The organism is Cohnella xylanilytica, from assembly GCF_014212175.1.
GTDB classification, from domain to species: domain Bacteria; phylum Bacillota; class Bacilli; order Paenibacillales; family Paenibacillaceae; genus Cohnella; species Cohnella xylanilytica.
The window spans coordinates 87950-105798 of record NZ_JACJVR010000097.1 but is presented as its reverse complement, the minus strand read 5'-3'; the positions used below and the strand labels follow the sequence as shown (position 1 = coordinate 105798).

Sequence of the window (17849 nt, the reverse complement as noted above, 5' to 3'; positions counted from 1 at the left end):
GGTCGATTCCTATTCCTAAATCGTTCGCTTCCTATTCCTGAGCGGTCAAAATGACCGGTCCGTCCTTCGTGATCGCGATCGTATGTTCGAATTGGGCGGACAGCTTGCCGTCCGCGGTTCTCGCGGTCCAGCCGTCGGCGTCGATCGTCATCCGCCACGTGCCTTCGTTCACCATCGGCTCGATCGTAAACACCATGCCTTCCTTGAAGCGGAAGCCCTTGCCCGGCGCCCCGATGTGGATGAAGGTGGGCTCCTCGTGAAGCTCCCGGCCGACGCCGTGGGCGGCCAAGTCGCGCACAATCGAGTACCCGTTCGATTCCGCGTGCTTCTGCAAGGCGTGCATGGCATCGCCGATCCGGTTGCCGACGACGGCGCGCTCGATGCCGATGTAGAGGCATTCCTTCGTCACCCGCATCAGCTTCTCCGCCGCCGGGGACAGCTCCCCGACGCCGTAGCACCAGGCCGAGTCGCCGACCCAGCCGTCCAACTGCGAGACGATATCGATCTTGACCAGGTCCCCATTCTTGAGCGGCGTCTTGTTCGGGAATCCGTGAGCGATGACGTCGTTGACGGACGCGCAGGTGGCGTACTTGTAGCCGTTGTATCCCTTCGTATACGCCCGCGCTCCCGCGCGGCGAAGCATGTCGTCGACGAGCTCCTCGATGTCCCAGGTCGTCACGCCCGGGCGGATCATCTTGGCGATCTCCCGGTGGCAGGCGGCCACGATGGCCCCGGCCGGCTTCATCTGCTCGATCTCGCCGGGCGATTTCAAAGTTACCACGTATCGATTACCCCTCTCTTGATGCCTTCGGATCCGCGATTCCCGCGAACAGCAAATCCGCCATTCTCTCGGCGTCCATCTTCGGATGGCGATGGTACAGCCACAGCCCCGCGCTCCCGATCAGCGAGCCGATCAGCACGTTGGCCGTCTCTTCGGCGAGGGCGTCCCCATGCGATTCCCGAAGAGCCTCGACGACCGGAAGATACAGCTCGGCCTCGAACCGCTCCGGCAATCGGCCGACCGATTCGGGCGGGAGCTGGTGGAATCTCTCGGAAGCCATCTTGTACAGGATGAACGCCATCGGCTCCTCGGACCACAGCCGAAGGAGCTTCACCGACAGCGATCGCAGCCGTTCCCGCGCCGGTTCCTCTTCCGAGAGCGCTTGACGGGTCAGCTCGGAGGCAGAGTCGAGAGCGTTCCAGAGCAAGTCATGGAACAACAGATATTTATTGCTGTAGTAATGGTACACGGTGCCGTAGCCGACGCCGGCCTGCGCGGCCACGTCCCGCATCTCGAACGCCATTCCCCGCGTCAGGTAGACGTCGGCGGCGGCGGCGCGAATCTGGCGGATCCGGGCGAGCCGGATCTCCTCGTTCTGCTCTTTCGTTCGGGGCGACATAAGGACGCCACCTCCCGTTTATTTTTGACCTACTGATATGTCGATATAAAAATACAACGTTTACCCCCCGCGGGTCAAGGAGACGCGAAGATTCGCTTTTACGGCGGGGAGGCGGCATTGTAAAATGGGATGGCACGTATTACGAGGCCGGGCGCCGGGAGCGCCTGCCAGACGGAGGTTAACCCCAGCATGCGATTATCGGTCTGTATCGATGCGGTATACCGCGGAATTCCGCCCGCCGAAGCGATGAAGCTCGCCAAGGAAGCCGGGTACGAGGCGGTCGAGTTCTGGAGTTGGTGGGACAAGGATCTGGAAGCTATCCGGGAAGCCCAGCTCGCTTGCGGGCTGAAGGTGGCGACCTTCTGCACGAAGTTCGTCAGCCTCGTCGATCCGGCGCGGCGGGGCGAATACCTGGAAGGGCTGAAGCTCTCGATCGAGGCGGCGAAGCGTCTGGACTGCGACCGGCTGATCACCCAGACCGGCAACGACATTCCGGGCACGCCCCGCGAAGCTCAAAGACAGCATATGATCGAAGGGCTGAGGGAGTGCGCCCCGCTGCTGGAAGATGCGGGCGTCACGCTGCTCGTCGAGCCGCTTAACGTCGCCGTCGACCATCCGGGGTATTTCCTGTCCTCGTCCGAGGAAGCGTTCGGAATCGTCCGCGAAGCCGGCAGCCCGAACGTGAAGGTTCTGTACGACATCTACCACCAGCAGATCACCGAGGGGGATCTCGTCCGTACGATGAAGGCGAATCTTCCGCTGATCGGCCATCTCCACGCCGCCGGGCATCCGGGACGGCACGAGCTGCACCTGGGCGAGATTAACTACCCGTATGTATTCGCCGCCCTGAAGGAAGCGGGGTACGACGGCTTCGTCGGGCTGGAGTATTTCGGAGTCGGAGACGTCGCGGAAGGGCTGAAGCGGGCTCTCGATATGGCGGCTTTGTAATTGAAGGGTCCCCCTAGAATCCGGATGGGGAGCGGACTAAGAACCCGATCGGCTAGAAGCCCGCTTCCTCGACGAAGGGCGGGCGGGTCAGCGGACATTCCGCGAAGGAAGGGGCCCCCGGCACGAACGAGGCCAGCTTGCGCATGAAGTAGCAGGATTCCGGGAAGTGGTGGGCCAGGAACCGCAGCGTCGTCTTGGACAGCAGGCTGGCGCTGCGATATTGGACGACGACGCGGTTCACGAAGTCGTAGAACGCTTTGGTCGTCACGAGCACCTCGCCCGCGAACTGGATCTCCGCCGGGAATCCCGGCGGCGTGAAGCGCAGGTAGCCCTTCATGGCCCGGTTCTTGACCATGTAAGACGAGAACAGGGCGGAGAACCTCTCCGCTTCGGCGCCGAGCGTCTGTTCGACGGGATCGAGCAAGCCGTGAAGCAGCACGGCGTGTCCGAGCTGATCCTCCAGCCACAGGTCGAGCAGGTCGGTGAGCGACAGCGGGGCGGCCGGCTGCCCCTGCATCCAGTACGACAGCTGGCGCAGGTACTCCTTGTTCTCGCTCAGCGTACCGTTGAAGTAAGTCGGGGTCAGGTTGAGGTTCACCCGGTTCCACAACCTCAGATACTGCATGTGTCCTTCCAGATTGCAATACGCGTCCGCCAGCGGGTACACGCCGCGGGCGAACGCGATCATCCTCTCCGAACCCGCCTCTTCGCCCTGGGGAAGCGCGGCCGCTTGTTCGACCGCCTGCCGGAACAAGCCGATGAACTTCTGGGCTTCCTGCCACCACTTCGTCTCCTCCGGCGACAGGTAGTCCCGCAGGAAGTGGGCGTGATCCTCCAGCACCTCCAGCCAGAACAGATGCTCCTGCGCGATCGTCATGCGGCCATCGTCTCGTTCCATGGTTGCGACGCTCCTCTCGAACGACCTTCTCGCAACCAATGTATGAGCCGCCGCCTGTCCGGTAGACGTTCGGGAGCATACCGCCGCCCTTGCCCGCCGCCCGCCGCCGAGCCGCCGTTCAGGCCGCCGTTCAGGCCGACGGCGAGGCCGGCCGGCGTCCCGCGCGCCCTCTCGCCCACGAGACGAGCGGGTAGACGTACGCCAGGCCCTCGACGGCCAGCGCGTAAGTCGCCCAACTGGCGTCGAAGTAGCCCGCCAGCTCGACCGGATTGCGCGCCAATACCAGGGAGAAGCAGACGACGAGAGCGCCGAGCGGGGCGGTGAGCGGCTTCGGGTCGCGCACTCCGAGCATCTCGGAGAACAGCAGCGTGCCGACGGCGAAGACGACGCTCAGCTTGACGAAGTAGCCCATGAACCAGATGGAGACGATCAGCGCGTTCATGTTGCGCAGGAAGTCGCCCAGGTGTACGAACCCGGTCAGGTCGAGAGCCGGGTAGGACAGCGCTCCGGCCAGCTTCGGGCCGAAGAACAGCACGATCAGAAGGAATTCGGTCAGCAGAATATAGGTCCCCGCCATCGAGCCGATCCATACGGCGGCGCGGATCTTCCGGCGCGAGGCGAACAGCGGCGCGATGTAAGCGAGCATCGTCAGTTCCCCGTACCAGGGAATGATTCCGTACGTCTGCTTCCACAGAGTCTTCCAGTCGTGAATGCGGGCGAACTCGCGCCAGATCGGCGTATCTAGATACGGGACGAAGAAGAGCGGCTTCAGCAAGAAGAACAAGCCGATGACGAGGAAGCAGCCCTGGGCGAACCGGAAGCTGCCGGAGACGCCGACCTGCGCCAGGAACGCCGCCGCCGTCAGGACGAGTATGGCTACCGCGACCGGAGGCGTCTCCTTCAAGAACGACGGCACGAAGAAGTCGGTGAATTCGCGAAGAATGTAAGCGGCCAGGTGCAGGTAGAAGGTCGATGTCAAGAAGAGAATGCATTTGTGGACCGGCTTGCCTACGATACGTTCCCCGAACGAGCCGAGATAAGCCGTCGGCCTTCGCAAGGCGAAGCTCAACGGCGGAATCGCCAGGGCCGTTCCGGCGACGGCGCCCAGCACGATGCAGATCCATCCGTCGGAGCCCGCCTCCTTCGCCAGCGGGCCGATCAGGTAAGCGAGCGTCGTGGAGAAGACGAAGAGGAACGTCAGTCCTCCCGTTTGAAGCGCCGTTACCGTTCCCTCTTGCTTCAAGATTTTCCCCCTCCTTTCTCAGTTGCCCGCAATGAGTCTTTGAACGGGTTCGAACACGAAGCGAATCGGAACGAACGGGTTCGCCCAGCCGGGAGCGAAGCGGCATACGAGGCCGTAGACGAACGTCAAGCCCGACAGGACGTAAGCGACCGCGCGGTCGCGGCCGCTCGTTCGCCCGCGGCGGTGAAGCGCGGCCTGGTAGGACGCGATGAGCGCGAATCCGATCGCGAGCAGGATCAACATGGTTTGCAGGCCCCCTTACTTGTTCGTCAAGGAAGATCGGCTCTCGCCGGTATTCCGCAGATGAACGCGGACGTCGAACTTCGGCGAGACGTTCTCGGCCAGGTTCTCCCGCAAGCTCCCCGACCACTTCTTCCAGAGAGAGGGATAGCCGTATTTGACGTACTCGCTCCATTGGAAGGCGTCGGCTTGATGGGCTCTGGCCTTGCGGGCGGCGGCCGCCGCGAGCTCCCCTAGCCGCTCCTCGAGCGCCCGCTCGATCTTCCGGATCGATTCGGGCTTCGTCAGGTCGAGCGGCGATTGAATCGTAATCAGGTCCGCTTCGGCCCGGATGCGGGTTCGGATCGTCACCCGATCTCCTCTCCGGGAGGCGCCGGTCCGCTGCGTGACGTCGACAAGCCGGGCGCTGGCGAGCCCGTTTCCGGGACCGGGGATCGGAACCGTGAAGACCGTCTCCGGAACCCGGCTGTTCAGGAGCAGGACGCCCGTCGTCTCCTCCTCCGTGAACAAATCCGTTACCTTGTTGTCCTTGATTAAGGCCGCCGGGGCGATTCCCGACCATTCGACCCTCTCCCGCTCCGTGGGAATATCTTTATGCCCCAGATTCAAGCCCGGGAGGTAGCCGTCCCCGAGATTGTTCCACTGGGCGTAGAGCAGCTCCCGGGATTGGACGGGCGGCGCTTGCTTCATATGGGCGAATTCGCGCCAGACCTCCGTCGGGAACCGTTCGAACAGCGAGGAGATCTTGGACAGCTCGCGCGCCTCGCCGGCGAAGTGGAAGACGTACACCCGCAGCCGGAAGTCGGGCATCCGGACCAGGAAGTCGAGCAGAGGGGCCAGTCCGGCGCGGGCGTACCGGTCTCCGACGATGATGACCTGCATATGGCCCCAGGTGACGTAGCGGGGCAGGTCCCGCTGGAAGCGCTGGAACGCTTCCGCGATATCCCGTCCCCGGCCGGAGACCAGGGCGTACGGCTTCTGGTTCGTCGTGCTGTTCGACAGGCCCGTCGTGACCCGGTTGGGGAGCAGGAACATCGCGGATACCTCCGTCAAGCCCTCTTCGGTCCGGTCGATCATCAGAGTGGACACGAAGGAGCGGTCGTTCAGCTCCTGCTTCGACCAGCAGCCCGAGAGCAGCAGCGGGAGGGCCGCCGACAGCCCCAGCGCGATCCGCCGCAGCGCGGACGGAATGACGAGTCGCACGGTTCTCCCTCCTTTTCTCCCGACGTGGCTTCAAGGGCTCCTCCGCATCCAGCTCGTCCAAGGGAACCGTCCGGCGGTATCCTTCATGGCCTTGGCCCGATAAGGAACGACCGGCGACAGGTAAGGCGTTCCGAAGGAGTCGATGGACAGCAGGTGGATGTAGACGAAAAAAATACCGACGAGCAGCCCGAGGAGCCCGAACAGAGCGGACACGAGCAAGAGGGCGAACCGCAGGAAGCGAATCGCCAGCGTCATCGAGAAGTGCGGCACGACGAACGAGGAGATGCCGGTCAGCGCCACGATGATAACCATGGGCGCGCTGACGATGCCGGCTTGGACCGCCGCTTCCCCGATGACGATCGCCCCGACGATCGAGATCGTCTGTCCCAGGGTGGAGGGGATGCGCTGGCCGGCCTCCCGCAGCACCTCGAACGCGACCTCCATCATGAACGCTTCCAGGATGGCGGGGAACGGCACGATGTCCCGGCTGGAGGCGATCGAGATCAACAGCGCGTACGGAAGCATCTCCGGATGGAACGTCGTGATGGCGACGTAGGCGGACGGCAGCACCAGGCTGACGAAGAAGAACAGGTAGCGCAGCATCCGGACCCAGCTGCTGAAGAAGTAGCGCTGGTAATAATCCTCCGCCGATTGGAGGAACGACTGCAGCGTCGCCGGCGCGATCAGCGAATTCGGCGTCCCTTCCACGAGCAGGACGACGCGCCCTTCGAACAGGGAGGAGGCGGCCACGTCCGGCCTCTCCGTGTTCAGCATCTTGGGGAACGGGGAAGCCAGCTGGTCGTCCAGCGCTTCTTCGATGAAGCTGCTGCCCGGCACCCGTTCGGCGCGGATCGCCAGCAGCTTGGTTCGGATCGATTCGGCCAGCTCCGGCGCGCAGTTGCCGTCCATGTAGAGCAGGAGCACGACCGTGCGGGATTCGCTCCCGATCGCGAACTCGTCGACGACGAGCTTGTCGCTCTTCGTCCGTTGGCGGATAAGGGACAGGTTCGTCCAGACGTCCTCCACGAACGATTCCTTCGGTCCCCGGACCGTCTTCTCGTTCTCCGTCGTGCCGACGGAGCGCTTCGCGCGGTTCTGGAACGGGAACAGCAGCCCCGTCGTCTGGCCCGGCAGGCAGAGCAGCGCTTGACCTTCCAGCAGGCCCGCGAGGGCCGATTCGGGGGCGGGAGCCAACGTATAGACGGCGGTGAAGAAGGATTTATGATTGAAAATATCGGAGAGCCGTTCTTCGGCCGTGCCGTAGTAAGGCCTCAGCAGCGGCCTGAGCACGTGGGACTGCAGCATCTCGAGATCGATGCCGTCGGTCAGGTAATAGACCGTGCAGACGAAGTCCCCGCGCTCGATCTTCTGGGAGACGACGTCCTTCCGGTCCCGAAGCCGGTCGGCGATCCAGGCGGTCAGTTCCATGAGGGCCTTCCTTTTTTTGTCGGTAGCTTCCGCCGGGGGAAGGAAAAATATGCATGACGGGGACGAAGCACGCTGCCGGCCTTCCGCCTTCCCGCACCAATGAAGCTCCCTTGACATATGAATACTAGACAAACTATCCGTTCAAGGGGGCTCCCGCCGATGCCAAGCGATGCCGCCGCTCTACGGGCCCGAATACTCGAGCTCTCCTCTGCCTACGCGAAGGCAGCGTGGCCCGAAGGGGCCGCGTTCCGTCCCGGAATCGATCCCGTGCCGGTCAGCGGCAAGGTCGCGGACGGGGAAGAGCTGGCCGCGCTTCTGGACGCCGCGATGGACTTCGGCCTGACGGCCGGACGCTTCGCCCGGCAGTTCGAGCGCGAATTCGCGGCCTATATCGGAACCCGCCACGCGCTGCTCGTCAATTCCGGCTCCAGCGCCAACCTGCTCGCCGTCTCCGCGCTGACGTCGGAACGCCTCGGGGACCGGAGGCTCCGTCCCGGCGACGAAGTGCTCACGGTGGCGGCCGGGTTCCCTACGACCGTCAACCCGATCTTGCAGAACGGGCTCGTTCCCGTATTCGCCGATATCGATTTGCCGACCTACAATATAGCCGTTGGCGGCCTGGAGCAAGCCATCTCGGAGAGGACCCGCGCGATCGTGCTCGCCCATACGCTGGGCAACCCGTTCGATCTGGCCGAGATCCGCCGCCTGGCGGACAAGTACGGCCTCTGGCTCGTCGAGGACTGCTGCGACGCGGTCGGCTCGCTCTATAACGGCCGGCGCGTCGGCACGTTCGGCGATCTCGCCACCTTCAGCTTCTATCCCGCCCATCATCTGACGATGGGCGAAGGCGGAGCCGTGCTCACCTCGAACCCCCTCCTGCGCAAAATCGTCGAGTCCCTCCGCGACTGGGGGCGCGACTGCTGGTGCGAGCCGGGCCGCGACAACACGTGCGGACGGCGGTGGGACTGGACGCTGGGCGACCTGCCTTCCGGCTACGATCACAAGTACACATACAGCCATATCGGCTACAACCTGAAGGCGACCGACCTGCAGGCGGCGATCGGCGTCGCGCAGCTTCGCAAGCTGCCCGGCTTCGTGCAGGCCCGGCGCGACAACTTCGCTTATCTTCGCGAGGCTCTCTCGCCGTACGAGGACCGGCTCGTTCTGCCGGAGCCGACCGCGGGCAGCGAGCCCAGCTGGTTCGGCTTCCCGATCACCCTGCGCGGAGCGAGCTCCGGGAGCCGGCGGGAGCTGCTGGCGGAGCTCGACCGGCTGCGGATCGGGACCCGGCTGCTGTTCGGCGGCAACCTGCTGCGCCAGCCGGCTTACAAGAACGTTCCGCATCGGGTTCACGGGGAGCTGACGAACGCCGACCGCGTCATGAACGACACGTTCTGGATCGGCGTCTTCCCGGGGCTGACGGAGCCGATGCTGGAATTCGCGGCCCGCTCCGTCGCCGGCTTCCTGGAGAGGGGGGCGGCCCGGTGAAGACGGTCATACTGGCGGGCGGGTACGGCACGAGAATCAGCGAGGAGACGGCGTTGCGTCCGAAGCCTCTCGTGGAGATCGGCGACAAGCCGATCCTTTGGCATATCATGAAGATTTTCTCCTGCTGCGGGTTCGAAGACTTCGTCATTCCTCTCGGCTACAAGGGGTATCTCATCAAGGAGTATTTCGCGCATTATTACTTGCACGAGTCGGACGTCACGTTCGACTTCGGAGCCGTCGGAGGCGGCGGCATGACCGTGCATGAGCGCTGCTCGGATCCATGGAAGGTCACGCTCGTCGACACGGGGCGGGATACGATGACGGGAGGGCGGCTGAAGCGGGTCGAGCCGTATCTGGAAGGCGGAACGTTCCTGATGACGTACGGCGACGGCTTGGCGGACGTCGACGTAGGCCGGCTCGTGGCGTTCCACCGCGCCCATGGCAAGCTGGCGACCGTGACGGCGGTGCAGCCGGCCGGGCGGTTCGGGGCGCTCGAGCTGACGGACGGAGACGAGGTTCGGGGGTTCGCGGAGAAGCCGAAGGGAGACGGAGGCTGGGTGAACGGAGGATTCTTCGTGCTGGAGCCGGAGGTGCTCGGATTGATCGAAGGGGACGATACCGTGTTCGAAAAGGAGCCGCTGGCGCGGCTCGCGGAAGCCGGCGAGCTGATGGCTTACCGGCACGCGGGGTTCTGGCAGCCGATGGACACGCTGCGGGACCAGCGGCTGCTGGACGCGCTGTGGAGCTCGGGAAGCGCCCCTTGGCGAAGGGGGGACCGGCCGTGAAGTGCGCGCGCTACGTGGCGGAGTTCCTCGCGCGGGAGGGCGCGGCCCATGTGTTCGAGATGGCGGGCGGGGCGATCGCGCATCTGCTCGACGCCGTGCACGAGCACCCGGCGCTGACGGCCGTGTCGATGCACCACGAGCAGGCGGCGGCGTTCGCGGCGGAAGGGTACGCCCGGTCGCTGGCGGGGGAAGCGGAGCCGAAGCGGCTCGGCGCCGCGATGGCGACGAGCGGGCCCGGGGCGCTTAACCTGTTGACCGGCATCGGCAGCTGCTACTTCGATTCGGTTCCGTGCCTGTTCCTGACGGGGCAGGTGAACACGTACGAATACAAGTTCGACGAGCCGGTGAGACAGAACGGCTTCCAGGAGACGGACATCGTGCGCGTCGCCGCCCCTCTCGTCAAGCACGCGGAGCTCGTCGCGGACGCTTCGCGCATCCGGTACGCGCTGGAGAAGGCCGCGTACGTCGCCCGTTCCGGCAGGCCGGGGCCGGTGCTGCTGGACCTGCCGATGGACGTGCAGCGGGCGGAGATCGAGCCGGATTCGCTGGAGTCCTATTACGAGAGCGAGGAGTATCGCGCGGCGGAGGCGGAAGCGGCCCGGTTAGAGGCCGGGCTCGAGGAGGCGGTCGGCCGGACGCTCGAGCGGCTTCGGCGGTCGTCCCGTCCGCTCGTGTTGGCCGGCGGCGGCGTGAGAAGCGCGGGAGCGGTGCCGGCGCTGCGCGAATGGCTGGAGAGGGCGGGGCTGCCGGCCGCCGCCTCGCTCATGGGGCTCGACGCGCTGCCGTCCGACGCCCCGCCATCTGAGGCTCCGTCATCCGCCGCACCGCCAACTGACGCACCGCCATCCGCTGCTCCGTCATCCGCCGCGCTGCCATCCGACGCGCAGCCGTCCGGCGGGTCTCCGGCAGGCGGGCCGCCGATCCTCGGGCTGATCGGCACGTACGGCCACCGGTACGCCAATCTCGCCGTCGCCAACTGCGACCTGCTGCTCGCGCTAGGCACGCGGCTGGACACCCGCCAGACGGGGACGAATCCCCGTCTGTTCGCGCGCGAAGCCAAGCTCGTCCACGTCGACATCGACGCGGTCGAGCTCGGCCGCAAGATCGCGCCCGCCGTCGCGGCGCACGGCGACGTCGGCTCGTTCCTGCGCCGGCTGCTCGCGCGCTGGCCGGCGGAAGGGGCGGACGCCGCCGCGTGGGAACCGTGGAAGGCGGCGCTTCGTAAATACCGGGAGAGCCTGCCGACGGGAGGGCCGGGCTTCGCCGCGTCCGGGCCGATCGATCCGAACCGGTTCATGGAGCGGCTCGGGGGCTGGGCGGGCGAAGACGACATCGTCTGTCTGGACGTCGGGCAGCACCAGATGTGGGCGAGCCAGTCGTTCCCGCTCGGCGGCAAGCGGCGGATGCTGAACGCCGGGGGAATGGGCGCCATGGGGTTCGGCCTTCCCGCGGCGATCGGGGCGGCGCTGGCGAATCCGGGGCGCCGGGTCATCGTTATCGCCGGAGACGGCGGAATCCAGGTGAACGTCCAGGAGCTGGAGACGTTGGCGCGGCTGCGGCTGCCGATCCGCGTCGTCGTGCTGAACAACCGCTCGCTGGGCATGGTGCGCCAGTTCCAGGACACGAACTTCCAGGGCCGGCTCGGCTCCACCGTTCACGGGTACGGCTGCCCCGACCTGATCGCGGTCGCCCGAGCCTACGGGCTGCCGGCCTGGCGCATCGGCTGCTGGGAGGAAGCGGATCCCGCTCTGGGCGCGCTGTTCGCGGAGGAGGGGCCCTCGTTCGCGGAGGTCGCGATCGACCCGCGGGCGGACGTTCGCCCGAAGCTTGGGGTGGGGAAGCCGCCGGAGGATATGGACCCGCCGCTGGACCGGCAGCTTCTCCGGTCGCTGATGATCGCGAAGCCGGCGGACGATCTCGTTTTTTGACAGCTTATGGTATGATGGATGAAAAAGAGGAGGGAAACCCCGATTGGCGCAAGTTAAAATATACGGAATCCGAGAGCGGCTCCGGTCCTTCCGCGAGACGCTCTCCGACATCGTTCACCAATGCCTGGTCGAAGCGTTCGGCCTGCCGGAGGACAAGCGGTTCCAGCGGTTCTTCGGCTTGGACAAGGAGGATTTCCTATACCCGCCCGACCGTTCCGAGCACTATACGATCATCGAGATCGTTCTGTTCGAGGGCCGCTCCGCCGATGCGAAGAAGAACCTCATTCGCCTGCTGTACGAGAGAACGGCGGCGTGCGGCTTGACCGAGAACGACCTGGAGATCGTCCTGATCGAATCGCCGAGGAGCAATTGGGGCATTCGCGGCGTGCCGGGGGACGAGCTCGGCCTGTCCTATCGGGTCGACGTGTAACAACGGGAGAGAAGACGCAGACAGAGAACGGCGAAGGCCGGGAGGAGAGAGACGACTGTGACGAAGATTCGAGCGATCGTATTCGATTTTGACGGGACGATAATGGACACCGAATCGGTGGCTTACGATGCTTTTCGAGGCATCTTCAAGGAATACGGGCTGGAGCTGTCGCTCGAGAGATGGGCGGCCGGCATCGGGACCTGGGGAGCGTTCGATCCGTACCTGGAGCTGGAGCAGGGGCTCGGGAAGCCGGTGAACCGGCGGGAGATCGAAGACCGGTACCGGATCTCCTACTCGGAGAGGGTGAAGAACATTACGCTTCGCCCCGGCGTGATGGAGACGCTGGACAAGGCGCGGCGGCGCGGGCTGAAGCTGGGGCTCGCCACCAGCTCGTACCGCAGTATGGTGGAGCCGCATCTGAAGGAGCACGGGCTTCTCGGATATTTCGAAGCGATCCATACGGCCGACGAGGTCGAGAAGGTGAAGCCCGATCCGGCGCTGTACAAGCTGGCCGTCGCTTCGCTCGGCGTGCGGCCCGACGAGGCCGTCGCGATCGAGGACTCGATCAACGGCCTGCGCGCGGCGAAGGCGGCGGGGCTGTACGGACTCGCGGTGCCGAACCCGCTGACCGCGTTCATGGACTTCGCGGAGGCGGACCTCGTGCTGCCGTCGCTCGCGGAGCAGCCGCTCGGCGACTGGCTCTCCCGGCTCGAGAGCCGGGGCTGACGGGGCGCGGAGCTGACGGGCACGGGGCTTCGCGAAGGGGGCTGCGTGACAAGCGGCGAACGACCGCGCGCAGCCCCCTGCCCGGGAGCGTCAGGTCTAACGGAACTGAGCGACCTTATTTGACCGCGAAAGAGCCGAAACCTTCTTTTGGCCTCAAATAGCGTCGATCCGTTCCGTTACGTGTGCAAAATGCCGGACAAGCAATTTTTCCCCCGTACGGTATCAACCCTCGATTGACGAATTGCCTTGCGTTGTTCCACGCCCTTCGAACGAGTAACTCCCCCGGACACGGTACCATACCCGAACAAGTAACCGGGGAAGCGAGCCAAAGCACCTCAGTGATACGGGGGAGCGGGCCAAAGTACCTCAGCGGTTGAGCCTCATTCGATGAGAAGCCAGCCCTCTCAGAGAGCCGGCTTCCCGATCCGATACAGCACGTGCTTGCATAACGGACTGTCCGCGCTCACCCGCGGGTGGTCGAACGTTCCGACGAAGCTCATGCCGATTTTCCTCATGACGTTCCAAGACGGTTGATTCACTTCGGCCGTGAAGCTGTAAATCTCGGGCAAGCCCAGTTCGCCGAAGCCGAGCTCCAGGCAAGCCTCCGCTCCCTCCGTCGCGTATCCCCGTCCCCACGACTCCCTCCTCAGACGCCAGCCGATCTCGACGCAGGGAGTGAAGTCGGCCTCGAACGTAACCCGCCGCAGCCCGATAAACCCGATGAACTCTCCCGATTCCTTCTCCTCCGCCGCATAAAAACCGAAGCCATCCTCCCGGAAGTCCCGCAGGATCGATTCATAGAACGCCCGGGTCGCTTCGCCGGACATCGTCGCCGGGAAGTACCTCATCACCTCCGCGTCGGCGTTCATCCGCGCGAACGGCTCCAGGTCGGCGTCGCTCCAATCTCGCAATCGCAGTCTCGAAGTCTCCGCGTAAATCGCCATGGCCATCGTCATCCCTCCCGAATCGCGCCCTCGCTCTCGCTGCGGAACTTCGAGGGCGGAATTTTCTTATAGGCCTTGAACAGCTTGCTGAAATAATAAATGTCCCCGAACCCCGTCTCCGACGCGACCTCCGCGATGCTGAGCCCGGTCGTGCGCAGCAGGCTCTCCGCCTTGTTGATCCGGACGAAGTTGACGTAGTCGGTGACCGTCTTGTCCGTCAGTTCCTTGAACTGCCGGCTGAAGTGGTACCGGCTGAGAGACGCGATGGCGGCGAGGTCGTCGACGGCGATGCGGCTGCGGTAATTTTCCTCGATATATTGGAAAACGGGCCCGAGCCGCTCCAAGTTCCGCAGACGAGCGGAGTACTCGTGGGGAGACTGGCGGGTAATCGCGTGGTTGCGCAGCAGGACGGTAAGCAGCCGGTACAGGCACGCCTTGACGGCCAGCTCGTAGCCGAACTCGCGCCCTTTGTATTCCCGGATCAACGAGTCGATGCAGTCGGTCACCGCCGGATCGTTCGAGATGAGGTTGCGGAACACGATCCGGTTCTGCGTGATCGGGGTGATGTACTTCGTCTCGACGGCGTCGATCAGCTGGCTGTGCAGCAAGGAAGGGTCAAGAATGACCGCAAAATAGAACAAACGGTCCGACAAGCTCATCCCGTGATGCATGTCGGTGCTGTTCACGACGACGAGGTCGCCGGGGCCGACGTCGTACGAGAGAGAGTTGCACGTAATGCGCGCCTCGCCTTCGACAAAATACAGGAATTCGAGATGCTCGTGCCAGTGGGGAGGGAACGTCGTCGCTCCGTACTGATCGTAGCGGCAGTGGTGCAGCTTGATCGGGAAGTGAGGATCCGGCATATCCATCGCTTCTCTCAGCGAGAGCGGCTTCTCCATGGCGTTCGCCTCCTACCGCACGATTTTACAAAAGTTCAGCAAGGCTCTACATGGCCTCTGTCGTTCCTCTCATTCTATATTACAAGTAGGTTGATGAGAAGAGGAAGGGGAGGTTCCACTTGGCCACAACGTTGAAAGTCGGGGTCATCGGGGTCGGCTCGATCTCCGAGATGCATCTGAAGTCGTACCGGAACAATCCGAACTCCGAGCTGTACGCCATCTGCGATATGAACCTCGAGCGGGCGAAGGCGGTCGCGAGCCAATACGGCGCCGCGAAGGCGTACTCGAGTCACGAGGAGATGCTCGCCGATCCGGAGCTGGACGCGGTCAGCATCTGCACCTGGAACAGCACGCACGCGCCGATCAGCATCGCCGCCCTGAACGCGGGCAAGCACGTGCTCGTCGAGAAGCCTCTGTGCATGACCGTCGAGGAAGCGCTTGCGGTTCAGCAGGCGGTTCGTTCGAGCGGCCGCATCCTGCAAGTCGGCTTCGTGCGCCGGTACGACCCGAACGCGCAGCTGCTGCTCCGGTTCGCCGAACAGGGCGAGTTCGGAGAGCTGTACTACGCCAAGGCGTCGATTCTGCGCCGTCTCGGCAATCCCGGCGGCTGGTTCGCGGACAAGTCGCGTTCCGGCGGCGGCCCTCTGATCGACATCGGCGTGCACGTGATCGACCTGTGCTGGTACCTGATGGGAAGGCCGAAGGTCGTCTCCGTCAGCGGCAATGCGTACCACAAGCTCGGCAACCGCTCCAACGTGAAGGGGCTGTCGTTCTACCAAGCCTCCGACTACGACGCTTCGCTGAATACGGTCGAGGATTTGGCGAATGCTCTGATTCGTTTTGACAATGGGGCTTCCCTCTATGTGGATGTGAGCTTCGCTCTGCATATCGCGCAAGACGAGAGCTCGGCGAGGCTGTTCGGCACGAAGGGCGGCTTCGACGTCATTCCGACCCTGTCGATCGTCACGGAGAAGCACGATACGATTCTGAACGTAACTCCTCAAGTCGACAACGGCGGCTTTAACTTCGAGGCGGCTTTCCAGGCGGAGGTCGATCACTTCGTCGATTGCGTGCTCGGCGGCAAGGAGCCGATCAGCCCGGTGGAGGACGGCGTCGAGATGATGAAAATCTTGTGCGGCATTTACGAGTCGGCCAGAGAGGGACGGGAGATCCGGTTCTCCGAGGCGGACGGGAAGGCGGAGCGGGCATGAAGCTGGGCGTCAGCACGTATAGTCTCTCCCGAGCCATCCAGAGCGGGGAGATGACGCTCGCCGAAGCGATCCGCTGGATCGCCGACGAGGGGGGCGAGCACGTCGAGATCGTTCCGTTCGGGTTCAACCTGACGGACAATCCCGGCCTGATCGAGACGATTCGCCGCGAGGCGGAGGACGCGGGGCTCGAGCTCTCGAATTACGCCGTAGGCGCGAACGTGCCGACGGACGACGAGGCGGGCTTCGAGGCGGAGATCGCGCGGCTGATGAAGGAAGTCGACATCGCGAACGCGCTCGGCGTCAAGCGGATGCGGCACGACGTCGCTTGGCGGGAGGACACGTCCGTCGGGCTGTTCCTGCGGGAGCTGCCGAAGCTGGCGGAAGCCTGCCGGCGGGTCGCCGACTACGCGGCGCAGTTCGGAATCACGACGAGCGTGGAAAATCACGGCTACTACATCCAAGCGAGCGACCGGGTGCTGGCGCTGATCGGCGCGGTGGACCGTCCGAACTTCCGGCTGACGCTGGACGTCGGCAACTTCATGTGCGCGGACGAGGAGTCGGTCGCCGCGGTGAAGAAGACGATCTCTTCGGCTTCGATGGTCCACCTGAAGGATTTCTACCTGCGTCCGGCTTCGCGGGACCCGGGCGAGGGCTGGTTCCCGACGCTGTCGGGCAACCGGCTGCGCGGCGCCATCGTCGGGCAGGGCGACATCGACATGCGGGAAGCGCTGCGCGTCGTGAAGGGCTCCGGATACGACGGGTATTTGTCCGTCGAGTTCGAGGGGATGGAAGAGTGCCGCCAAGGAACCCGAATCGGGCTTGCGAACGCGCGGCGGATCTGGGACGAGGTATGACGACCAACAGAGGAGAGGATACGGGGATGAAGCTGAACAACAAAATCGGCGTAATCGTGGACAGCTTCCGGGTCGGCGTGCGCGAAGGGCTCGTCAAGGCGAAGCAGGTCGGCGCGGACGGCGTGCAGATCTACGCGGTGCACGGCGAGATGGACCCGGAGAACTTGTCGCCCGCGAAGCGCAAGGAGTGGAAGGCGTACATCGAGTCGCTGGGCCTCGAGGTGTCCGCTCTTGTCGGAGACCTGGCGGGGCACGGCTTCCAGGACCGGAGCGAGAACGTCTGGAAGGTCGAGAAGTCGAAGCGGATTCTCGACCTGGCGCTCGACCTCGGGACGAACGTCGTCACTACGCACATCGGCATCGTGCCGGAGGACGAGAACAGCGAAGTGTACGAGGCGATGCGGTCGGCGTGCGAGGAACTGAGCTTGTACGCGAACAGCCTGGGCGCGTACTTCGCCATCGAGACGGGGCCGGAGACGGCGGCCCGGCTCAAGAGCTTCCTCGACAAGCTGAGCGTGCGAGGGGTGGCGGTCAACTTCGACCCGGCGAACATGGTCATGGTGACGGGGGACGATCCCGCGGCGGGCGTACGGCTGCTCGGCGACTACATCGTCCACACGCACGCGAAGGACGGCGTTCGCCTGCAGGAGACCGATCCGCGCAACATCTACGGCGCGCTCGGCTACGAGCCGATGGATCACGAGAAAATCGCGAAGATGGTGGCGAACGGGGAGTTTTTCCGCGAGGTGCCGCTCGGCGAGGGCTCGGTCGACTGGCCCGCCTACCTGGCGGCGCTTCAGGAGATCGGCTACGCCGGCTACCTGACGATCGAACGCGAAGTCGGCGACCGTCCGGAGGAGGACATCTCCGCCGCGGTACGCTTCCTCCAGCAGTGGAAGTAAAGGCTGCGTTATGGCCGGAGCAAGAATCGAGACTTCTCGATTTTTGCTCCGGCTTGTTGTTTGATGGGGGAATGCGGTGTATGGGGTGGAAGAGAGTAACCGGATTACTCGCATGTTCGGAAGAACGCCGCAGTAGGCGAAAGAGAGTAATTAAATTACTCACAAGGGCGGGACCCAGCAAGAGAATGAACAAAAGTAACTCACTGGCTGAGGCAAATTAGCGGAAAAGTGGGGGGAGCGAGCAAAAGTGACTCAGTGGTTGAGGCAAATTAGCGGGAATGCTGGGTAGCGAGTAAAAGTGACTCAATGGCTGAGCCAAATT

The 17849-nt window shown here is 64.2% G+C and carries 18 protein-coding genes; 9 read left to right on the top strand and 9 right to left on the bottom strand.

Features of this window, described 5'->3' with window-relative positions:
• Positions 1 to 31: 31 nt before the first annotated feature.
• The gene (gene map / locus H7B90_RS24710) at positions 32 to 781 is read right to left on the bottom strand and encodes a type I methionyl aminopeptidase (protein ID WP_185138562.1); all 750 of its coding nucleotides are present in this window, start codon (positions 779 to 781) and stop codon (positions 32 to 34) included.
• Positions 782 to 788: 7 nt separating this feature from the next.
• Positions 789 to 1400, bottom strand: a complete 612-nt coding sequence (locus H7B90_RS24705) for a TetR/AcrR family transcriptional regulator (protein WP_185138561.1) — start codon at positions 1398 to 1400, stop codon at positions 789 to 791.
• Between the two features lie 189 nt (positions 1401 to 1589).
• On the opposite strand from H7B90_RS24705, the gene H7B90_RS24700 reads away from it, so the two are divergent.
• Positions 1590 to 2348, top strand: a complete 759-nt coding sequence (locus H7B90_RS24700; RefSeq protein ID WP_185138560.1) for a hydroxypyruvate isomerase family protein — start codon at positions 1590 to 1592, stop codon at positions 2346 to 2348.
• 52 nt (positions 2349 to 2400) lie between these two features.
• On the opposite strand, the gene H7B90_RS24695 is transcribed toward H7B90_RS24700, so the two are convergent.
• The 5 genes from H7B90_RS24695 to H7B90_RS24675 all read right to left on the bottom strand — a co-directional run bounded on the left by H7B90_RS24695 (position 2401) and on the right by H7B90_RS24675 (position 7360).
• Entirely contained in the window at positions 2401 to 3246 is an 846-nt protein-coding gene (locus H7B90_RS24695; RefSeq protein WP_185138559.1) for a DUF2935 domain-containing protein, read from the bottom strand.
• Positions 3247 to 3376: 130 nt separating this feature from the next.
• Positions 3377 to 4489, bottom strand: coding sequence for a GerAB/ArcD/ProY family transporter (locus H7B90_RS24690; protein ID WP_185138558.1), 1113 nt, complete (start codon positions 4487 to 4489; stop codon positions 3377 to 3379).
• An 18-nt stretch (positions 4490 to 4507) separates the two neighbouring features.
• On the bottom strand, positions 4508 to 4732 hold the full coding sequence (locus H7B90_RS24685; protein WP_185138557.1) for a hypothetical protein: 225 nt from the start codon (positions 4730 to 4732) through the stop codon (positions 4508 to 4510).
• 15 nt (positions 4733 to 4747) lie between these two features.
• Positions 4748 to 5932 (bottom strand): Ger(x)C family spore germination protein, encoded by a 1185-nt coding sequence (locus H7B90_RS24680; RefSeq protein WP_185138556.1) that lies wholly within the window; start codon positions 5930 to 5932, stop codon positions 4748 to 4750.
• 30 nt (positions 5933 to 5962) lie between these two features.
• Complete coding sequence (locus H7B90_RS24675) at positions 5963 to 7360, bottom strand: spore germination protein (protein WP_185138555.1); 1398 nt, start codon at positions 7358 to 7360, stop codon at positions 5963 to 5965.
• A gap of 159 nt (positions 7361 to 7519) precedes the next feature.
• On the opposite strand from H7B90_RS24675, the gene rfbH reads away from it, so the two are divergent.
• The 5 genes from rfbH to H7B90_RS24650 are packed head-to-tail and all read left to right on the top strand — an operon-like array spanning position 7520 to position 12717.
• Positions 7520 to 8848, top strand: a complete 1329-nt coding sequence (gene rfbH, locus H7B90_RS24670) for a lipopolysaccharide biosynthesis protein RfbH (protein WP_185138554.1) — start codon at positions 7520 to 7522, stop codon at positions 8846 to 8848.
• Positions 8845 to 9633: a glucose-1-phosphate cytidylyltransferase gene (rfbF, locus tag H7B90_RS24665; protein WP_185138553.1), complete on the top strand. Its 789-nt coding sequence runs from the start codon at positions 8845 to 8847 to the stop codon at positions 9631 to 9633. Before rfbH ends, rfbF begins: the two co-directional genes overlap by 4 nt.
• Complete coding sequence (locus tag H7B90_RS24660; RefSeq protein WP_185138552.1) at positions 9630 to 11561, top strand: thiamine pyrophosphate-binding protein; 1932 nt, start codon at positions 9630 to 9632, stop codon at positions 11559 to 11561. The genes rfbF and H7B90_RS24660 overlap by 4 nt, the downstream gene beginning before the upstream one ends.
• A gap of 43 nt (positions 11562 to 11604) precedes the next feature.
• A complete protein-coding gene (locus tag H7B90_RS24655; RefSeq protein ID WP_185138551.1) occupies positions 11605 to 11991 on the top strand; it encodes a tautomerase family protein in 387 nt (128 codons plus the stop codon).
• Positions 11992 to 12048: 57 nt separating this feature from the next.
• A complete protein-coding gene (locus H7B90_RS24650; RefSeq protein ID WP_185138550.1) occupies positions 12049 to 12717 on the top strand; it encodes an HAD family hydrolase in 669 nt (222 codons plus the stop codon).
• Between the two features lie 404 nt (positions 12718 to 13121).
• Here H7B90_RS24650 and H7B90_RS24645 read toward each other — a convergent pair whose 3' ends face one another.
• Both H7B90_RS24645 and H7B90_RS24640 read right to left on the bottom strand, forming a co-directional pair.
• The gene (locus tag H7B90_RS24645) at positions 13122 to 13667 is read right to left on the bottom strand and encodes a GNAT family N-acetyltransferase (RefSeq protein WP_260411201.1); all 546 of its coding nucleotides are present in this window, start codon (positions 13665 to 13667) and stop codon (positions 13122 to 13124) included.
• A gap of 2 nt (positions 13668 to 13669) precedes the next feature.
• On the bottom strand, positions 13670 to 14560 hold the full coding sequence (locus tag H7B90_RS24640) for an AraC family transcriptional regulator (RefSeq protein WP_185138549.1): 891 nt from the start codon (positions 14558 to 14560) through the stop codon (positions 13670 to 13672).
• Between the two features lie 119 nt (positions 14561 to 14679).
• Here H7B90_RS24640 and H7B90_RS24635 point away from each other — a divergent pair, with 119 nt between their 5' ends.
• The 3 genes from H7B90_RS24635 to H7B90_RS24625 are packed head-to-tail and all read left to right on the top strand — an operon-like array spanning position 14680 to position 17527.
• A complete protein-coding gene (locus H7B90_RS24635) occupies positions 14680 to 15771 on the top strand; it encodes a Gfo/Idh/MocA family protein (RefSeq protein WP_185138548.1) in 1092 nt (363 codons plus the stop codon).
• Positions 15768 to 16625 carry a sugar phosphate isomerase/epimerase family protein gene (locus H7B90_RS24630; protein WP_185138547.1) on the top strand — a complete coding sequence of 286 codons (858 nt, stop codon included), beginning with the start codon at positions 15768 to 15770 and terminating at the stop codon, positions 16623 to 16625. Before H7B90_RS24635 ends, H7B90_RS24630 begins: the two co-directional genes overlap by 4 nt.
• 26 nt (positions 16626 to 16651) lie before the next feature.
• Positions 16652 to 17527, top strand: a complete 876-nt coding sequence (locus H7B90_RS24625) for a sugar phosphate isomerase/epimerase family protein (protein WP_185138546.1) — start codon at positions 16652 to 16654, stop codon at positions 17525 to 17527.
• Positions 17528 to 17849: the final 322 nt, after the last annotated feature.

Excerpts from the sequence above, each read along its gene's own strand:
- H7B90_RS24705 (WP_185138561.1), bottom strand. The coding sequence starts at position 1,400 with ATGTCGCCCCGAACGAAAGAGCAGAACGAGGAGATCCGGCTCGCCCGG.
- H7B90_RS24700 (WP_185138560.1), top strand. The coding sequence starts at position 1,590 with ATGCGATTATCGGTCTGTATCGATGCGGTATACCGCGGAATTCCGCCC.
- H7B90_RS24695 (WP_185138559.1), bottom strand. The coding sequence starts at position 3,246 with ATGGAACGAGACGATGGCCGCATGACGATCGCGCAGGAGCATCTGTTC.
- H7B90_RS24685 (WP_185138557.1), bottom strand. The coding sequence starts at position 4,732 with ATGTTGATCCTGCTCGCGATCGGATTCGCGCTCATCGCGTCCTACCAG.
- H7B90_RS24675 (WP_185138555.1), bottom strand. The coding sequence starts at position 7,360 with ATGGAACTGACCGCCTGGATCGCCGACCGGCTTCGGGACCGGAAGGAC.
- rfbH (WP_185138554.1), top strand. The coding sequence starts at position 7,520 with ATGCCAAGCGATGCCGCCGCTCTACGGGCCCGAATACTCGAGCTCTCC.
- H7B90_RS24645 (WP_260411201.1), bottom strand. The coding sequence starts at position 13,667 with ATGGCCATGGCGATTTACGCGGAGACTTCGAGACTGCGATTGCGAGAT.
- H7B90_RS24640 (WP_185138549.1), bottom strand. The coding sequence starts at position 14,560 with ATGGAGAAGCCGCTCTCGCTGAGAGAAGCGATGGATATGCCGGATCCT.
- H7B90_RS24630 (WP_185138547.1), top strand. The coding sequence starts at position 15,768 with ATGAAGCTGGGCGTCAGCACGTATAGTCTCTCCCGAGCCATCCAGAGC.
- H7B90_RS24625 (WP_185138546.1), top strand. The coding sequence starts at position 16,652 with ATGAAGCTGAACAACAAAATCGGCGTAATCGTGGACAGCTTCCGGGTC.